Origin of the sequence: Saccharothrix syringae (assembly GCF_009498035.1) — a bacterium.
In the GTDB taxonomy this organism is placed as follows: Bacteria; Actinomycetota; Actinomycetes; order Mycobacteriales; family Pseudonocardiaceae; genus Actinosynnema; species Actinosynnema syringae.
Map to the genome: position 1 here is coordinate 4,508,676 of NZ_CP034550.1, position 17,501 is coordinate 4,526,176.

The window sequence follows — 17,501 nt, forward strand, 5'->3', positions numbered from 1 at the left end:
CGACGCGCTCGACGCGATCCCGATGACCAGGCGGCCGTCCAGGTCGTAGGACGTGGTCCCCCAGGGCTCTTCCGTTCGGAAGAGGGACGCCACGTCCGAAGGGATTACCGGGGACCGTGTGATCGCATCCGGTCGGCGACCGAGCGAAAAGCACGATGCCGGGTGGCCGGACCACGCTGTCCGGCCACCCGGCGAGGACGTCCCCGACCGCCGGACCACGCTGTCCGGCCCCGGGAACGGCTTCAGGCGATCGGCCGGTCCGTCGGCTCGATCGGCCGGGGCAGCACGTGCCGCCCCGTCAGGTACGCATCCACCCCCGCGGCGGCCGAGCGGCCCTCCGCGATGGCCCACACGATCAACGACTGCCCGCGCCCCATGTCACCGGCCACGAACACGCCCTCCACCGAGGTCGCGAACGACGAGTCGCGCGCCACGTTCCCCCGCGGGTCCAGCTCGACCCCCAGCGACGTGAGCAGCCCGTCCTTCTCCGGCCCCACGAAACCCATGGCCAGCGTCACCAGCTGCGCCGGGATCTCGCGCTCCGTCCCCGGCACCGGCTCGAAGCGCCCACCGGAGGCCGCCACCTCGACCAGCTTCAGGGCCCGCACCGCACCGGCGTCGTCGCCCAGGAACTCCACCGTGGACACCGAGTACAGGCGCTCGCCGCCCTCCTCGTGGGCCGACGTCACCCGGTACAGCATCGGGTAGGTCGGCCACGGGTGCGCCTCGGCCCGCCGCTCCGGCGGCCTGGGCATGATCTCCAGCTGCGTCACCGACAGCGCGCCCTGGCGGTGGGCCGTGCCCACGCAGTCCGCGCCCGTGTCGCCGCCGCCGATGACGACGACGTGCTTGCCCGCCGCGGTGATGGGCGGTTCGGCCAGCTCGCCGCGCGCCACCCGGTTCGCCCACGGCAGGTACTCCATCGCCTGGTGGACGCCCGCGAGCGAACGGCCGGGCACCGGCAGGTCCCGCCACGCGGTCGCGCCGCCGGCCAGCACCACCGCGTCGTGCTCCGAGCGCAGCTGCTCGACCGTGACGTCCGCGCCGACGTTCACGCCCGTGCGGAACTCGGTGCCCTCGGCGCGCATCTGCTCCAGCCGCCGGTCCAGGCGCCACTTCTCCATCTTGAACTCGGGGATGCCGTACCGCAGCAGCCCGCCGATGGCGTCGGCGCGCTCCAGCACCACCACGGAGTGCCCGGCGCGGGTCAGCTGCTGCGCCGCGGCCAGCCCGGCCGGGCCGGAGCCGACGACCGCGACCTTCTTGCCGGTGCGGGTCGCGGGTACCTGCGGGGTCACCCAGCCCTCGTCCCACGCCCGGTCGATGATGGAGATCTCGACCCGCTTGATGGTGACCGGGTCGCCGTTGATCCCGACCACGCACGCGGCCTCGCACGGCGCGGGGCACAGCGTCCCGGTGAACTCCGGGAAGTTGTTGGTCGCGTGCAGCCGCTCCGACGCCTTGCGCCAGTCGTCGCGCCACACCAGGTTGTTCCACTCCGGGATCAGGTTCCCCAGTGGACAGCCCTGGTGGCAGAACGGGATGCCGCAGTCCATGCACCGGCCGGCCTGCTTCTCCAGCCGGGGGCGCTCGAACTCCTCGTACACCTCGCGCCAGTCGCGCAGCCGCAGGAACACCGGCCGGCTGCGCGGGACCTCCCGCTCGGTGGTGAGGAAGCCGCGGGGGTCAGCCATGGGAAGCCTCCATGATCGCTTCGTTGACGTCCCGGCCCTCCCGCTCGGCCCGGGCGCGGGCGGCCAGCACCCGCTTGTAGTCCTTGGGCATGACCTTGGTGAACCGGTCGACCGCGAGGTCCCAGTCCGCCAGCAGCGCGTGCGCCACCGCCGAGTCGGTCTCCGCGTAGTGCTTCTCCACCGCGGAGCGCAGGAACGCCCGGTCCTCCTCGTCCAGCGGGTCCAGGTCGACCATCTCGGGGTTGACCCGGCCCACCGCGGCGTCGAGCAGGTAGGCCACGCCGCCGGACATGCCCGCCGCGAAGTTGCGCCCGGTCGGCCCGAGCACGACCACCCGGCCGCCGGTCATGTACTCGCACCCGTGGTCGCCCACGCCCTCGACGACGGCCAGCGCGCCGGAGTTGCGCACGCAGAACCGCTCGCCGACCCGGCCGCGCAGGAAGACCTCGCCGGACGTGGCGCCGTAGCCGATCACGTTGCCCGCGATCACCTGCTGCTCGGCGGTGAACTGCGCGCCCGGCACCGGCCGCACGGTGATCCGGCCGCCCGACAGGCCCTTGCCCAGGTAGTCGTTCGCGTCGCCGACGAGCCGCAGGGTGATGCCGCGCGGCACGAACGCGCCGAACGACTGCCCGGCGGTGCCGGTGAAGGTGATGTCGATGGTGTCGTCCGGCAGGCCCGCGCCGCCCCACCGCCGGGTCACCTCGGAGCCGAGCATGGTGCCCACGGTGCGGTTGACGTTGCGCACCGGCAGCTCCAGCCGCACCCGGTCGCCGGAGGCGATGGCGCCCTCGGCGAGCTGGATCAGCGTGTTGTCCAGCGCCTTCTCCAGCCCGTGGTCCTGCGCCACCACCCGGTGCCGCGCCGCCCCCTCGGGCAGGTCGGGCACGTGGAAGATCGGCGACAGGTCCAGCCCGGCCGCCTTCCAGTGGTCCACGGCCTTGCGCGTGTCGAGCAGGTCGGCGTGGCCCACGGCCTCGGCCAGCGTGCGGAAGCCCAGGCGCGCCAGCAGCTCGCGCACCTCCTGCGCGACGAACTCGAAGAAGTTCACCACGTGCTCGGCCTTGCCCGCGAACTTCGCGCGCAGCACCGGGTTCTGCGTGGCCACGCCCACCGGGCAGGTGTCGAGGTGGCAGACCCGCATCATGATGCAGCCCGACACCACCAGGGGAGCGGTGGCGAAGCCGAACTCCTCCGCGCCCAGCAGCGCCGCGATCACCACGTCGCGCCCGGTCTTGAGCTGGCCGTCGGTCTGCACCACGATCCGGTCGCGCAGCCGGTTGGCCAGCAGCGTCTGCTGCGTCTCGGCCAGCCCCAGCTCCCACGGCCCGCCCGCGTGCTTGATCGACGACAGCGGCGACGCGCCGGTGCCGCCGTCGTGCCCGGAGATCAGCACGACGTCCGCGTGCGCCTTGGACACGCCCGCCGCGACCGTGCCGACGCCGACCTCGGAGACGAGCTTCACGTGGATGCGCGCCGCCGGGTTGGCGTTCTTCAGGTCGTGGATGAGCTGCGCCAGGTCCTCGATCGAGTAGATGTCGTGGTGCGGCGGCGGGGAGATCAGGCCGACGCCCGGCGTGGAGTGCCGGGTCTTGGCGATCCACGGGTACACCTTGGCACCGGGCAGCTGGCCGCCCTCGCCGGGCTTGGCGCCCTGCGCCATCTTGATCTGGATGTCGTCGGCGTTGACCAGGTACTCGCTGGTCACGCCGAACCGGCCGGACGCCACCTGCTTGATGGCCGAGCGGCGCGAGTCGCCGTTGGCGTCGGGGGTGAACCGCTCCGGGTCCTCGCCGCCCTCGCCGGTGTTGGACTTGGCGCCCAACCGGTTCATCGCGATCGCCAGCACCTCGTGCATCTCCTGCGAGATGGACCCGTAGGAGATGGCGCCGGTGGCGAACCGCTTGACGATGGAGGAGACCGGCTCGACCTCGTCGATCGGCACCGGCGGCCGCACGCCCTCCTTGAACTCGAACAGGCCGCGCAGCGTCATCAGCCGCCTGGACTGCTCGTCGACCGCGCGCGTGTACTCCTTGAACACGTCGTAGCGGCCGCTGCGGGTGGAGTGCTGGAGCTTGAACACCGTCTGCGGGTTGAACAGGTGCGCCTCGCCCTCGCGGCGCCACTGGTAGTCGCCGCCGGTCTCCAGCTCCCGGTGGTGCGGCCGGACGCCGTCGGGCGGGAACGCGGTGCGGTGCCGCCGCGCGACCTCCTCGGCCACCACGTCGAACCCGATGCCGCCCAGCCGCGAGGTGGTGCCGGTGAAGCAGGAGTCGACCACCTCGGCGCCCAGGCCGATCGCCTCGAAGATCTGCGCGCCGGTGTAGGAGGCGACGGTCGACACGCCCATCTTCGACATCGTCTTGCGCACGCCCTTGCCCAGCGCCTTGATCAGGTTGCGGGCGGCGACCTTCGGCTCGACGTCCGGCAGCTCCTCCACCGACGCCATCGCCAGGTAGGGGTTGACCGCCTTGGCGCCGTAGCCGATGAGCAGCGCGATGTGGTGCACCTCGCGGGCGTCGCCCGCCTCCACGATCAGGTCGACCTGGGTGCGGGTCTTCTCCCGCACCAGGTGGTGGTGCACCGCGCCGGTCAGCAGCAGCGACGGGATGGGCGCGTGGGTCTCGTCGACGCCCCGGTCCGACAGCACGACCAGGCGCGCCCCGTCCCGGATGGCCGCCGACACCTCGGCCCGGATCTCGTCGAGCCGCCGCACCAGCGCCGCGCCGCCGCCCGCCACCTCGTAGAGGCCGCGCACGGTGAAGGTGCGGAACTCCGGCAGGGTGCCGTCGTCGTCGACGTGCACCAGCTTGGCCAGCTCGTCGTTGTCCAGCACCGGGAACGGCAGCGAGATGCGCCGGCAGGAGTCCGCGCCCACCGACAGCAGGTTGGGCTCGGCGCCGAGGGTGGCGTGCAGCGAGGTCACCAGCTCCTCGCGGATCGCGTCCAGCGGCGGGTTGGTCACCTGCGCGAACAGCTGCGTGAAGTAGTCGAACAGCTGCCGCGGCCGGTCCGACAGCGGCGCGAACGGGGCGTCGTTGCCCATCGAGCCGATCGGTTCGGCGCCGGTGCGGGCCATCGGGCCCAGCAGCAGCGCCAGCTCCTCCTCGGTGTAGCCGAACGCCTGCTGGCGGCGCACCAGCGACGCGTGCGTGGGCACCTCGCGGGCCCGCACGGGCAGGTCGGCCAGGTGCAGCACGCCCCGCGCCACCCACTCCTCGTAGGGGTGCTCGGCGGCGAGCTGCCCCTTGATCTCCTCGTCGTCGATGATCCGCCCCTGGGCGGTGTCGACGAGGAACATCCGGCCCGGCTCCAGCCGGCCCTTGCGCACGATGGTCGCCGGGTCGAGGTCGAGCACGCCCGCCTCGCTGCCCAGCACCACCAGGCCGTCCTCGGTGACCCAGTACCGGGCCGGGCGCAGGCCGTTGCGGTCGAGCACCGCGCCGATCAGCGTGCCGTCGGTGAACGACACCAGCGCCGGGCCGTCCCACGGCTCCATGAGCGTGGAGTGGAACTCGTAGAACGCCCGCCGCGCGGGGTCCATCTCGGCGTGGTTCTCCCACGCCTCGGGGATCATCATCAGCACCGCGTGGGGCAGGCTGCGGCCGCCCAGGTGCAGCAGCTCCAGCACCTCGTCGAAGGTCGCCGAGTCGCTGGCGTCGCGCGTGATGACCGGGAAGACCCGGGACAGGTCGCCGGGGATCAGGTCGGTGGCCAGCACCGACTCCCGGGCGTCCATCCAGTTGCGGTTGCCGCGCAGGGTGTTGATCTCGCCGTTGTGCGCCACGTACCGGTACGGGTGGGCCAGCGGCCACGACGGGAACGTGTTGGTGGAGAACCGGGAGTGCACCAGGCCGATGGAGCTGGTCACCCGCTCGTCGGTGAGGTCGGGGAAGAACCCCTCCACCTGAGGCTCGGTGAGCATGCCCTTGTAGACGACGGTGCGGCCGGACAGGCTCGGGAAGTACACGTCCGCGGCGTGCTCGACGCGCTTGCGCACCACGAACGCCAGCCGCTCCAGCTCCAGGCCGGCGACCCCGTCGGGGCCGGCCAGGAACAGCTGGGCGAACGCGGGCATGGTCGTGCGCGCGGTCGGGCCCACGTGGTCGGTGTCGACGGGCAGCTCGCGCCAGCCCAGGACGGTGGCGCCCTCCTCGGCGGCGATGCGCTCGACCACGGCCCTGACCTCGTCCTGCCCCTCGCGGGGCAGGAACGCCGTGCCGACGGCGTAGTGGCCGGGCTCGGGCAGCGCGAAGTCGACGACCTCGCGGTAGAACGCGTCGGGCACCTGGATCAGGATGCCCGCGCCGTCACCGGTTTCGGGCTCCGCACCGCGGGCACCCCGGTGTTCGAGGTTGCGCAACGCGACCAGGGCCTGGCGCACGATCCCGTGGTTCCGGCGCCCGGCCAGGTCGGCGACGAACGCGACGCCACAGGCGTCGTGCTCGTACTGCGGGTCGTAAAGGCCGCTTCGCGGCTGGTGGTGGTGGGTCACAACGGGCCCTCCCGTGGCGTCGTCAGTTCGCCTGTTTCCGGGCAAACGGATGCGGCCGAGCCCCCGCGCGCGGCTTTACGCGGGCAGGTCGGCCTGCTGGTGTTGACCGTGGAACCACGCCGGGAAGGTCTACGGCGTGGGGACCGCACGCCGTTGTGCGGGAGATGCACTTCCTGGCACGCGCCCGCCGGGGCCCGATGGGGCCGCTGGAGCGCGCAGAGCGGTGAGCCGGGGTTGCCGGGGTCTTGTGACGATAATGTGAATTCGGGGTTATGGCGCTAGCCCGACAGGGCGTCGTGGTGAAGACCACCCCTACTTGACGCCGTTAGCACTAATGGGTTACACCCGATTGGGCTAGCGCTCCACTGGTCCAAGCCGCCCCGCGGATCAGGCCCCGCTTCGGCGGGCCGCTCTCGCGCAGGCGCCGGCGGCACCGAGGAACAGGATCGCCACGACGGCCTGCCACCAGGCGGCCTCGGTCGCGGCCAGCAGGCCATTCACGCTCCCCACCAGGGCGAACAGGGCGGCGAGCAGTGTCCAGACCCGGCGTTCGGCCTTCTCCGAACGGGGTACCAGGACAGGGGTGGGCGGGTGGGTCACGGCGGGCACCTCCAGTCGGGGACCTGTCGCTCCCGATGGCGACAAGGCGGTCTCGTGTACCCGCACTTTGCGTAGATCACACCGGGCAGGGCCCGGCACCTTCGGTGATCCGCGAACTGGGTGAACTCTGTGTAACCGGGATTACCCCATCGTTACTCCGAACAGGAGACCGACGTAGTAGGTGACGATCATCGTGAGTGACCCCACCACGACGTTGCGGCGCACCGCTCGGCCAACCGGGCTCGCGCCGAGCCGGGCGCTGACCACGCCGGTGAGCACCAGCCCGACCAGCACGGCCACCGCGCACGCCCACACCCGCCACGCCGTCGGCGGCAGCACGATCGCCACCAGCGGCACGAGCGCGCCCGCCGCGAAGGCGATCAGCGACGCCCAGGCGGCCTGCCACGGGTTGGTCAGGTTGTCGGGGTCGATCTGCAGCTCGGCCTCGGCGTGGGCGCGCAGCGCGTCCTTCTCGGTCAGCTCGTGCGCGACCCGCTCGGCCAGCTCCGCCGACAGGCCCTTGTCCTGGTAGATCCCGGCGAGCTCGCGCTCCTCCTCCTCGGGCATCTCGCGCAGCTCGCGGGCCTCCAGGGTCAGCGCGGCCCGCTCGGTGTCGCGCTGGGTGCTGACCGAGACGTACTCGCCGCCCGCCATCGACAGCGAACCCGCGACCAGCCCGGCGACGCCCGCGGCGAGGATGGCGGTGCGGTCGGCGGTGGCGCCCGCGACGCCGACCACCAGGCCCGCGGTGGACACGATCCCGTCGTTGGCGCCCAGCACACCGGCGCGCAGCCAGTTCAGCCGTCCGGAGAGGTCGTCGTGGTGCGGTTCGCCTGCGTGCGTCATGACCGGAATCGAACCACCCGCCGCGCTACCGGGTGGTGCGGAGGTCGCGAACGGGTGACAGGGGTGGACGGCGGGCCGCGCGTTCTGCCCGTGATCGACCCGGGTGTGACGAATGGGGGATTGCGTTGGTCGTCGGGAGGGGGGTCAGCGGGCGGGTCCCACCTCGGCCGGCAGCCGCCTGACGGAGCGCACGGCCAGCGCCGCCGGCGCGCTCAGCACGGCGACCAGCGCGCCGGCGAGCAGCACGGCGCCCACGCCGACGCGCTCGGCCGCCGGGCCGGCCAGCGCCATGCCAACCGGCGTGGCGGCCAGGCCGACGACGGTGGCGAAGCCGGTGGCCCGGGCGACGAGGTCGGCGGGCACGTGCACCTGCCGGGCGGTGTCGGTGAGCACGGCGTGGAGGGCGGCCTGCGCCCCGGCGGGCACGGCCGCGGCGGCGAGCACCGCTGTTGGCGCGCCGGCGGCGAGCAGGACCAGCAGCGGGGCCAGGGCGACGGGGACGGTGACGGCCGTCCGGAGCGGGTGGCGCGGTCGCAGGCGCAGGGCGAGGGCGCCGCCCAGCAGCGCGCCGACGGCGTAGCCGTTGCCGATGAGCGCCCAGGCCAGGGGGCCGCCCAGGCGCTGGTCGGCGATGACCGGGCCGAGGACCAGGAACGGGGAGACGCAGGCGCCGTTGACGAGGGCGACCTGGACGGTGGTGGCCTGCAACCAGGGGCGGGCGCGGAAGTCGCGCCACCCGTGCCGCGCGGCGTCCAGCAGTGCCGGTCGCGGTGCGGTGGGCCGGTCCGGGACCCGCAGGGCGGCGAGCGCGGCGGCGCTGACCGCGAAGGTGACCGCGTCCGCGGCGAAGGACGCGCCCGCGCCGACCGCGGCCACCAGCGCCGCCGACACCACCGGGGCGACGAGGGTGGCGGCGTGCTGGGCGGTGGTGAGCAGGGCGTTGGCCCGGTGGCGTTGCGCCGGGGGCACCACATCGGCGACCAGCCCCGCCGCGGCGGGGGTGAAGAAGGCGCCGGCCGCGCCCGCGACGGCCTGCAGGGCGGCCAGGTGCCACGGGGTCGCGGTCCCGGTGAGCAGCAGGGCGGCCGTCAGGGCCTGGGAGGCGCAGCGGACGACGTCGGTGACGAGCATGACCGCCCGGCGCGACAGCAGGTCGCCCACCACCCCGCCGACGAGGGTCAGCACGACCACCGGCAACCGGCCGGCGAGCAGCACCAGGCCCACCTCGGTCGGTGACGCGCCGAGCCGCAGCGCGCCGAACGCCAGCGCCACGGGGACCATGCCGTCACCGAGGTGGGAGGACGTGCGGGCGAGTAAGTAGCGGCGGAAGGCCGGGGTGCGCAGCAGCGGGGTCACGGGCGTGAACCTGCCGGCCCCCACCGACAACCCGGCCGGTCCGCGGGTTCAGTCGAGGCAGCGCAACCACACCACGCGCGGCCCGCCGACGCCCTCCCCGCCGGCGTCCACGTCCACGACGCCCAGCCGCACGCGGGTCCTCACGGCGGTGTCGGTGCCGACGCAGGTGGGGCCGTCCCCGGAGTGCCACGCGTTGTCCCGGCCGGCCCACCACGCGCCCGCGATCTCGTAGCCGTTGCCCTCGCGGGTGTCGTCGCCGTCGTGCAACGAGATCGCGGTCCCCGCCGCGTTCGGCACCGCCCAGCCCTCGACGACCTCGGGGGTCGCGCCGTGCCGCGTGGTGAACGACCAGGCCCCGACCGCGGCCGCGGCGATCAGACCTGCCGCCACGGGGGGTACGAGCCGCTTCGCATCCATGGTCGGTTCATATCAGCACCGCGGCCGGCTTGACCTCGGGTCGACCCGGTCGGTGGTTCGCGGTGCGGGACCGGGAGGTCGCGGTCCTAGCCGGACTCGACGATCCGCCACTGCGGCCCGTTGACCCAGGTGGCCTCCAGGCGGGAGCGGTGGCCGGGGCCGGTGAACTCGACCACCACCGCGTCGGCGGGCTGCTCGACGGTGGCCGCGAAGCCCTGGCGCGGGGTGGCCGAGATCGGCTGCATGTCGCGGGCGGCGAAGCGGACCGCGGCGACGCCGCCCTGGAGGCGGAAGCTGCGCAGGTACACCTGCTCGCCGTCCTGCTCGGTCCAGGTGCCCTGCTCCGACGGCAGCGGCGGGGGTGCGGCGGTCGTCGTGGTCGTCGCGGGGGTGGCGGTCGTGGTCGTCGGTTCCGGGGTGGTGGTCGTGGGGAGCGCGGTGGTCGTGGTGGCCGTCGGGACCGCGGTGGTCGTCGTGGTCGAGGGGACCGCGGAGGACTGCTGGACGGGACCGGCGACCGCGCGCGGCCGCTCCGGCACGCCCGCTTCGAGCACGGACCGGATGCCCAGCCAGGACAGCACCACCGCGACCGCGGTCGAGGCCGACCACGCCGCGAAATACTGCAGGCCCCTGCGCACGCGGCCATCCTGCCGGCGGGTCAGCTCCCGGGTTCGCCCACCCGCCGCACGCAGGTGGTCACGTGGTGGCCCACGTCGTCGCCCTCGGCGGCGGCCAGCACGGTGTCGAGCAGGTGCGGGAAGCGGGCGTCCAGGTCCTCCCGGCGCAGCCGTATGTAGCAGCGGGTGCCCTCCTCGCGCCGCCAGGTCACGCCCGCGGCGTTGAGGACCTTGAGGTGGTGGCTGAGCGTCGACTTGGCCACCGGGGCGGTGAACTCGCCGAAGTAGCGCTCCTCGCCGTCGGCCAGCAGCCGGACCAGGCCGATCCGCAGCGGGTCGCTGAGCGCCGCGAGGACGTCGGGCAGGCTGAGCTGCTCGACGTCCGGGTTGGACTCCTGGTGGCGCACGGGGACAGTCTAGTTGTTCGACGGATTGCGAACAGGGGGCGCGAGGCACTACGTTGTTCGATGTTCAGCGAACATCGAACGTTGGGGGTTGGAACATGGAGTTCGACGGGCAGGTCGCCCTGGTCACCGGCAGCACCGCGGGCATCGGCCGCGAGACCGCGCGGCTGCTGGCGCTCGGCGGCGCCCAGGTGGTCGTCTCCGGCCGGGACGCCGCGCGCGGCGCCGAGACCGTGGCGGCCATCGAGGCCGACGGCGGGCGGGCGAAGTTCGTCGCCGCCGACCTGGCGGACCTGGACTCGGTCCGCGAGCTGGCCGCCGCGGCGGGCGAGGTCGACGTGCTGGTGAACAACGCGGGCATCTTCCCGTTCGCGCTCACGCCGGAGCAGGACCCGCAGGTCTACCAGCTGCTGTTCGACGTCAACGTCCGGGCGCCGTTCTTCCTCGGCGCGGCGCTGCTGCCGGGCATGGTCGAGCGGGGGCGGGGGAGCGTGGTGAACGTGTCCACCTCGGCCACCGAGGTCGGCATGGCGGGCGCCGCGGTGTACGCGGCGACCAAGGGTGCGCTGGAGGCGCTGACCCGGACGTGGGCCGTGGAGTTCCGCGGTACCGGCGTGCGGGTCAACACGGTGTCCCCGGGTGCGACGGCGACCGAGGCGGCGCTGGCGTTGACCGAGGGCGCGGCGAGGCACATCGGTGAGGCGTCCGCGCTGGGGCGCATCGGCGAGCCGCGGGAGATCGCGGAGGCGATCGTGTTCCTGGCCTCGCCGCGGGCCGCGTACGTGCACGGGGAGAAGCTGCTGGTCGACGGTGGGTTGACGATCGTCTGACCGGTCGGGTGGGTGCGCCGGTCCGGTTCGCCGGGCCGGTCACTCCCGGGTTCAAGACGCCTAGGCGTCGTAGTGGCCGGGTGGCGCAGGGCGGTGTGCGGTCCTCTGGTTTCCGGGATGACCCGGACGACGGTGTTGGCGGTGCCGGCGGACAGCGTGTCGCGGGTGGACTGGTCGGCGTTGCAGACGCCGAGCAGGAAGAAGATGTCGTCCCGGGACGTGCCGGTCTCCAGCTTGGTCAGCTTGCCCGCCGACCACCCCAGGGTGGTCACCATGTCCTTGAACGAAATGCCCGACCGGCGTTGGACCGTGCGCAGGTAGGCGCCCAGTTCACGGCTGTGGGCGGTGCTCGTGCGCCCAGGGGAGTCGGTTCCGTCATGGAATTCCCTTCGCATTGGGTGACGCCCGGTGTCGGGTTTTGTCGGAAGGGAACCGCAATTAATGGTTGCGCCGACGCGCCGGCGCGTTGTTGTCCCTGGGCCGAGTGGTGCCTGACGAGGACTCGCAGTACGCGTTGGCGCGCGAGTTGGGCGTTCCGCGTGAACTGGTGCGTCGTCTGGGGTGGCCCGCCTGGCTTCCGAGGGGGTGGCAGGGTCCGCAACCTGGTCGATGCCGACCTGAGGTTGGTCGCGGACCTGCTGGAACAGGGCAGCTACACCGAACAGGTGGGTGCGCGTCTGTTCAGCGTGGCGGCGGAACTCGGTCGGGTCGCCGGGTGGTCGAACTTCGACGCACACCGCCGGCGACCGGGCCGTCGGCGCGAACATCCCGAAGTGCACGAGCCTCCAACTCGCCGAGGCGCAGAAGCCGGTCGAGGCGCTGGCTGTCGCCACGGCTGCCCGCGCCAGCGCAAAGCGGGCACCGCCGCTCGTTGTCGCCATGATGACCGTGCAGGGAGCGCGGAGGCACGCTGAGCTCGGCGACGTCGACCACGCCTGCTCGTCGGCGGGTGAGGCGGTGCCGTCCATCGCGGCGGCGCGCTCGGCCCGGGACCGGCGGCGCCTGGCCGACCTCCGGGCCAAGGTGAACACCCACCGGCACGCAGCCGTGGCCGCGCTGGACGAGCAGGTCCGCGCCCTGATCGCCCGGGCGGGCGCGGCTAAGGTGCCGCCGTGACCGGGCGCCCGCTGCTCTTCCTCGACGTCGACGGCCCCCTCCTCCCCTTCGGCGGCGAGCACCGCTCCTTCCCGCCGCCCGACCGGGACAACCCGCTGCTGGCCCGCTGCGACCCCGCCCACGGCCCGCGCCTGGCCGCCCTGCCCGCCGACCTCGTGTGGGCCACCACCTGGGGCGAGGAGGCGAACCGGGTCCTGGCCCCGCGCCTGGGCCTCCCCCCGCTGCCAGTGCTCACCTGGCCCGACCCCACCCCGCTCGACCGCTGGCACGGGTTGCACCACAAGACCCGCGCCCTCACCGCCCAGGCGAACGGCCGGCCGTTCGCCTGGGTCGACGACGAGATCACCGACGCCGACCGGACCTGGATCGCCGACCACCACCCCGGCCCCGCGCTGCCCCTCCACGTCGACCCGCGCACCGGCCTCACCGACGCCGACCTCACCACCCTCGGCGCATGGCTGCGAAAGGTCGCCTGACCCCCTCGCGTTACCGTGCGCCCCATGGTCTCCGTGCTGCTCGTCGAGGACGACCCCGTGGTGCGGTCGGCGGTCACCCGCGCGCTGACCGGGCTCGGGCACGCCGTGCTGCCGGTCGGCACCGCGCTGGAGGCGTTGCGCGCCATCACCGGCTCGTCGTTCGACCTGGTGGTGCTCGACCTCGGCCTGCCCGACGTGGACGGCGCGGACGCGTTGCGGATGATGCGCGGCCTGTGCGACGTGCCGGTGATCGTCGCCACCGCCCGCGACGACGAGACCGAGATCGTCCGCCTGCTCAACGCCGGCGCGGACGACTACCTGGTCAAGCCGTTCTCCAGCGAGCACCTGGCCGCCCGCCTCGCCGCGGTGCTCCGGCGGACCCGCAGGCAGGCGCCCGCCGAGCCGTTGCGGATCGGGCGGTTGACCGTAGACCTCGACCGGCGCGAGGCGCGGCTCGACGGGCGCGAGCTGAACCTGACGCGCAAGGAGTTCGACCTGCTCGCCTACCTCGCCGCGCGCGAGGGGCGGGTGGTGCCGCGCGCGGAGCTGCTGGCCAACCTGTGGAACCTGCCCGGCCGCCACGACGACCAGACGCTGGACGTCCACCTGTCCTGGCTGCGCCGCAAGCTCGGCGAGCGCGCCGCCCAACCCCGCTTCCTGCACACCGTGCGCGGGGTCGGGTTCAAGCTCACGGCGGCCGAGTGAGGAGGTCGCTCGCCCTGGTGTCGCTGGCGGTCACCTCGATGGTGGCGCTGGCCTTCCTGGTCCCGCTCGCCCTGGTGGTGCGCCAGCTCGCCGAGGACCGGGCACTGGCCGACGCCGAGCGGCAGGCCGGTGCCCTGGCGCCCGTGCTGGTGATCACCGCCGACCCGGCGGCCGTCGGGCAGGCCCTCACCTCCGGCGCGGGCCGGGTGGCGGTGCACCTGGCGGGCGGCGAGGTGGTCGGCGTGCCGATGGCCACCGACGAGCAGCTCAGGTCGGCCCGCGAGGACGGCCTGGCGTTCACCGGCGCCGTCCCCACCGGGCGGGTCCACCTCCAGCCGGTGTTGCTGGGGCAGGGGCGCGTCGCGGTGGTCGAGGCGTTCGTGCCCGAGGCGGAGCTGTCCCGGGGCGTGTGGCAGGCGTGGCTGGCGCTCAGCGGGGTGGCGGTCTCCCTCGTCCTGGCCTCGGTGCTGGTCGCCGACCGGCTGGGGGCCCGCGTGGTGCGCGCCGCCGCGGCCCTGGCCGACGGCGCCCGCCGGATGGGGCAGGGCGACCTGACCGCCCGCGTGCCGCCCTCCGGCCCGCCCGAGCTGGTGGACGCGGGCGGCGCGTTCAACCGCATGGCCGACCGGATCGGCCAGCTCGTGGCGGGCGAGCGGGAGCTGCTGGCCGACCTGTCCCACCGGCTGCGCACGCCGCTCACCGCGCTGCGCCTGGACTCCGAGACGCTGGGCCCCGACCCGGGCGCGAACCGCGTCCGCCAGGCCGTGCACGCGCTGGAGCGCGAGGTCAACGAGCTGATCCGGGCGGCCCGCCGCGAGCTGGACGACCCCGGTGGCAGCCGGTGCGACGCCGCGCAGGTGGTGCACGACCGGCTGGTGTTCTGGTCGGCGCTGGCCGACGACCAGCGGCGGCTGTGGAACCTGCGCGGCACCGAGCGCAGTGCGGTGGTCCCGCTGAGCCGCAGCGACCTGGCCGCCGCCATGGACGCGGTGCTGGGCAACGTCTTCCGGCACACCCCCGAGGGCACCGGGTTCGTGGTGGCGCTGTTCCACCAGCCCGACCGGGTGGTGGTCGTCATCGAGGACGAGGGGCCCGGTATCGAGGACCTGGAGGCGGCGCTGCGGCGGGGGAGCAGCGGCGCGGGCTCCACCGGCCTGGGACTGGACATCGCCCGCCGGGCCGCCGAGGCCACCGGCGGTTCGCTCGTGGTCGACCGGGGCCCGCTGGGCGGCACCCGGGTCCGCCTGCGGCTGCTGCTGGCCGACCGGACTTGATCACCGCGGCACCTTGTGCGCGCCTGATGGAAGCTTTAAATCTTCCTTAAATAAATGCCCGGTTGACATTTGTTCATTCGGCGATAGAGTTATTTTCGGAATGAGGGCAGACCGCAGCGCTCCCCTCCCTTGCCCGGTCCGCCCCGTTCCCCCTTCGGTGCGGCGGCCGCAGCGCTTACCCTGCGAAGAAGCGCTTGAGCGGCCGCCGCGCCCGAACATTTCCGCCGAATGCAGACGAGGTTTTCCCCGTGTCGCGCAAGAGCCGAGTGCTGCCCGTCGCCGCCATCCTCGCCGGCCTGGCCCTGACCGGGTGCGAACACCCGGACGGAATGGCCCTGGTCACCCTCGGCGCCACCGCGGCGGGCACCACCCCGCCCGCACCGGTCGACGCCCTGCCGGCCGGCACCACCACGACGACCGGAACGACCACGACCGGGGCCACGACCACGACCGCGGTCACGACGACGGCCACGACCACCACCGCCGCCGAGCCGACGGCCCGGTCCGAGGCGCAACCGCAGGCCCAACCGCCCCGGCCGCAGACCCAGGTCCAGCAGCCCGAGCAGCAGGCCCAGCCCGAACCGGCCGCCCCGACCAAGACCGACGTGGAGGTCGCCGAGGAGCGGGTGTTCGAGCTGACCAACGCCGAGCGGGCCGCGCAGGGCTGCCCCACGCTGGCCGCCGACGACCGGCTGGACGCGGCCGCCCGCGCGCACAGCGCCGACATGGCCGCGCAGAACTACTTCGACCACGTCTCCCGGGACGGCCGCTCGTTCGTCGACCGGGTCAAGGCGGCCGGCTACCCCAGCCCCGGCGCCGAGAACATCGCCGCCGGCCAGCGCACGCCCGAGGCCGTGGTGAAGGGGTGGATGGAGTCGCCGGGCCACCGCGCGAACATCCTCAACTGCAAGCTCAAGGCACTGGGCGTGGGCATGGCCCGCGGCGGCTCCTACGGCATCTACTGGACTCAGAACTTCGGCTGGTGATCCCGGCCGGCGGGCAGCTCGTCCAGGATCAGCACGGTGTGGCTGGAGGTCACGTCCGGCATGGTCTGCAACCGCGACAGCACCAGGTCGCGCAGGCTGTGCGCGTCCGGCGCCCGCACCAGCAGCACCAGGTCGTAGTCGCCGGAGACCAGGGCGCCGTGCCACACCTCGGGGATCTCCATCACCCGCTGCCGCACCGCCTTCCACGAGTGCTGGCTGATCTTGAGGTAGACGTAGGCGGAGATGCCGAAGCCGTAGCGCTCGGGGTCGACCACCGCCGCGTACCCGGTGAGCACGCCGTCCCGGTGCAGCCGCTCCACCCGCGAGTACGCCCCGGCGCGCGAGATGTGCAGCCGCTCGGCCAGCGCCCGCATGGACAGCCTGCCGTCCGCGCGCAGCTCCTCCACGATGCGCCGGTCCAGCTCGTCCAGGGGTGCCGATCGTCCAGCCTTCGCCGCCATGCGGCCGACCCTAACCCGTCCGCACGACCGTTCGTCCAGGAAAACGGCCGAGATCTGGATCATTGGCCGGTGTGACGCGGACCATGTCCCTCCATCCCGCCACCCCTGGGACGAGGAGGTACCGATGGCCCGCACCCGCGTGCCCGAGCGGACGTTGCTGCCCGGCGAGGAACCGCTCTCGCTGCTGCGCGAGGACGGCACACCGGTCGACGACGCGCCCCTGGCGATGCCCGACGACGACGTGCTCGTCGAGCTGCACCGGCGCATGGTCATCGGCCGCCGCTTCGACACCCAGGCCACCGCGCTGACCAGGCAGGGCAGGCTGGCCGTCTACCCGTCGTCGCGCGGCCAGGAGGCGTGCGAGGTCGGCGCGGTGCTGGCGCTGCGCGAGCAGGACTGGCTGTTCCCCACCTACCGCGACTCGGTCGCCCTGGTCACCAGGGGTGTGGACCCGGCCGGGACGCTCACCCTGCTCCAGGGCGGCTGGCACCTCGGCTACGACCCGTACGAGCACCGCGTCGGCCCGCAGTGCACCCCGCTGGCCACCAACACCCTGCACGCGGTCGGCTTCGCGCACGCGGCCCGGCTCAAGGGCGAGGACACCGCCGCGCTGGTGTTCGTCGGCGACGGCGCCACCTCCGAGGGCGACACGCACGAGGCGCTGAACTTCGCGGGCGTGTGGCGGGCACCGGTGGTGTTCCTGGTGCAGAACAACGGCTACGCGATCAGCGTGCCGATGTCCAAGCAGAACGCCGCGCCGTCGCTGGCCCACAAGGGCATCGGGTACGGCGTGCCGTCCGTGCTGGTGGACGGCAACGACGTGGCCGCCGTGTACGCGGTGGTGCGCGAGGCCCTGCACGCCGGCGGCCCGACGCTGATCGAGGCCCGCACCTACCGGATCGAGGCGCACACCAACGCCGACGACGCGTCCCGCTACCGGGACGCCGCCGAGGTCGCCGCCTGGCTCGACCGCGACCCGGTCGACCGGATCGAGACCTACCTGACCTCGCGCGGCCTGCTCGACCAGGCGCGCCGCGAGGCGGTGGCCGCCGAGGCCGAGCGGTTCGCCGCGTGGACGCGGGCGCAGCTGAACACCGACGTCGTGCCCGACCCCGACGAGCTGTTCGAGCACGTCTACGCGACCCGGCCCGCGCACCTGCGGGCCCAGGCCGCCTCGCTGCGGGAGGAACTGGCGTGACCACTGGCGCGACCACCGCCGTGTCC

General features: G+C 73.7%; 17 protein-coding genes and 1 pseudogene. 8 read left to right on the top strand and 10 right to left on the bottom strand.

Translation table 11 applies throughout. The annotated features are described in order from the left end of the window. Positions 1 to 242: 242 nt before the first annotated feature. The 8 genes from EKG83_RS19515 to EKG83_RS19550 form a co-directional block, all read right to left on the bottom strand. Complete coding sequence (locus EKG83_RS19515; RefSeq protein ID WP_033433063.1) at positions 243 to 1,694, bottom strand: glutamate synthase subunit beta; 1,452 nt, start codon at positions 1,692 to 1,694, stop codon at positions 243 to 245. Beyond that, entirely contained in the window at positions 1,687 to 6,189 is a 4,503-nt protein-coding gene (gene gltB, locus EKG83_RS19520) for a glutamate synthase large subunit (protein ID WP_033433064.1), read from the bottom strand. Before gltB ends, EKG83_RS19515 begins: the two co-directional genes overlap by 8 nt. Before the next feature lie 387 nt (positions 6,190 to 6,576). Continuing rightward, positions 6,577 to 6,789: a hypothetical protein gene (locus EKG83_RS19525; RefSeq protein ID WP_033433065.1), complete on the bottom strand. Its 213-nt coding sequence runs from the start codon at positions 6,787 to 6,789 to the stop codon at positions 6,577 to 6,579. A gap of 141 nt (positions 6,790 to 6,930) precedes the next feature. After that, on the bottom strand, positions 6,931 to 7,635 hold the full coding sequence (locus EKG83_RS19530) for a VIT1/CCC1 transporter family protein (RefSeq protein ID WP_033433066.1): 705 nt from the start codon (positions 7,633 to 7,635) through the stop codon (positions 6,931 to 6,933). Between the two features lie 144 nt (positions 7,636 to 7,779). After that, positions 7,780 to 9,015, bottom strand: coding sequence for an MFS transporter (locus EKG83_RS19535; RefSeq protein ID WP_322746690.1), 1,236 nt, complete (start codon positions 9,013 to 9,015; stop codon positions 7,780 to 7,782). Positions 9,016 to 9,039: 24 nt separating this feature from the next. Further along, positions 9,040 to 9,408, bottom strand: coding sequence for a hypothetical protein (locus EKG83_RS19540; RefSeq protein WP_153278228.1), 369 nt, complete (start codon positions 9,406 to 9,408; stop codon positions 9,040 to 9,042). An 86-nt stretch (positions 9,409 to 9,494) separates the two neighbouring features. Beyond that, positions 9,495 to 10,046, bottom strand: a complete 552-nt coding sequence (locus EKG83_RS19545) for a hypothetical protein (protein ID WP_033433068.1) — start codon at positions 10,044 to 10,046, stop codon at positions 9,495 to 9,497. A 20-nt stretch (positions 10,047 to 10,066) separates the two neighbouring features. Then, positions 10,067 to 10,432: an ArsR/SmtB family transcription factor gene (locus EKG83_RS19550; protein WP_033433069.1), complete on the bottom strand. Its 366-nt coding sequence runs from the start codon at positions 10,430 to 10,432 to the stop codon at positions 10,067 to 10,069. A gap of 95 nt (positions 10,433 to 10,527) precedes the next feature. Between EKG83_RS19550 and EKG83_RS19555 the strand changes: the two genes are divergently transcribed. Beyond that, complete coding sequence (locus EKG83_RS19555) at positions 10,528 to 11,259, top strand: SDR family NAD(P)-dependent oxidoreductase (protein WP_033433070.1); 732 nt, start codon at positions 10,528 to 10,530, stop codon at positions 11,257 to 11,259. Positions 11,260 to 11,376: 117 nt separating this feature from the next. Continuing rightward, positions 11,377 to 11,580: a hypothetical protein gene (locus tag EKG83_RS19560; protein WP_033433071.1), complete on the top strand. Its 204-nt coding sequence runs from the start codon at positions 11,377 to 11,379 to the stop codon at positions 11,578 to 11,580. Here the strand turns inward: EKG83_RS19560 and EKG83_RS49655 are convergent. Beyond that, a pseudogene (locus EKG83_RS49655) lies at positions 11,499 to 12,227 on the bottom strand (hypothetical protein); the annotation flags it as partial. The gene EKG83_RS19560 and the pseudogene EKG83_RS49655 sit on opposite strands and share 82 nt — an antisense overlap. Here EKG83_RS49655 and EKG83_RS19565 point away from each other — a divergent pair. From EKG83_RS19565 to EKG83_RS19585, 5 genes are all read left to right on the top strand, one after another. Further along, the gene (locus EKG83_RS19565) at positions 12,148 to 12,375 is read left to right on the top strand and encodes a hypothetical protein (protein WP_153278229.1); all 228 of its coding nucleotides are present in this window, start codon (positions 12,148 to 12,150) and stop codon (positions 12,373 to 12,375) included. The pseudogene EKG83_RS49655 and the gene EKG83_RS19565 overlap by 80 nt on opposite strands. After that, positions 12,372 to 12,851: an HAD domain-containing protein gene (locus tag EKG83_RS19570; protein WP_033433073.1), complete on the top strand. Its 480-nt coding sequence runs from the start codon at positions 12,372 to 12,374 to the stop codon at positions 12,849 to 12,851. The genes EKG83_RS19565 and EKG83_RS19570 overlap by 4 nt, the downstream gene beginning before the upstream one ends. A gap of 24 nt (positions 12,852 to 12,875) precedes the next feature. Beyond that, complete coding sequence (locus EKG83_RS19575; RefSeq protein WP_153278230.1) at positions 12,876 to 13,556, top strand: response regulator transcription factor; 681 nt, start codon at positions 12,876 to 12,878, stop codon at positions 13,554 to 13,556. Further along, positions 13,553 to 14,830: a HAMP domain-containing sensor histidine kinase gene (locus tag EKG83_RS19580; protein ID WP_033433136.1), complete on the top strand. Its 1,278-nt coding sequence runs from the start codon at positions 13,553 to 13,555 to the stop codon at positions 14,828 to 14,830. Before EKG83_RS19575 ends, EKG83_RS19580 begins: the two co-directional genes overlap by 4 nt. Before the next feature lie 248 nt (positions 14,831 to 15,078). Beyond that, positions 15,079 to 15,816 (top strand): CAP domain-containing protein, encoded by a 738-nt coding sequence (locus EKG83_RS19585; RefSeq protein WP_033433074.1) that lies wholly within the window; start codon positions 15,079 to 15,081, stop codon positions 15,814 to 15,816. Here EKG83_RS19585 and EKG83_RS19590 read toward each other — a convergent pair. Beyond that, complete coding sequence (locus EKG83_RS19590; protein ID WP_033433075.1) at positions 15,798 to 16,277, bottom strand: Lrp/AsnC family transcriptional regulator; 480 nt, start codon at positions 16,275 to 16,277, stop codon at positions 15,798 to 15,800. The genes EKG83_RS19585 and EKG83_RS19590 overlap by 19 nt on opposite strands. A gap of 124 nt (positions 16,278 to 16,401) precedes the next feature. Here EKG83_RS19590 and EKG83_RS19595 point away from each other — a divergent pair, with 124 nt between their 5' ends. Further along, positions 16,402 to 17,475 (top strand): thiamine pyrophosphate-dependent dehydrogenase E1 component subunit alpha, encoded by a 1,074-nt coding sequence (locus tag EKG83_RS19595; RefSeq protein ID WP_033433076.1) that lies wholly within the window; start codon positions 16,402 to 16,404, stop codon positions 17,473 to 17,475. The last annotated feature ends 26 nt before the right edge of the window (positions 17,476 to 17,501 follow it).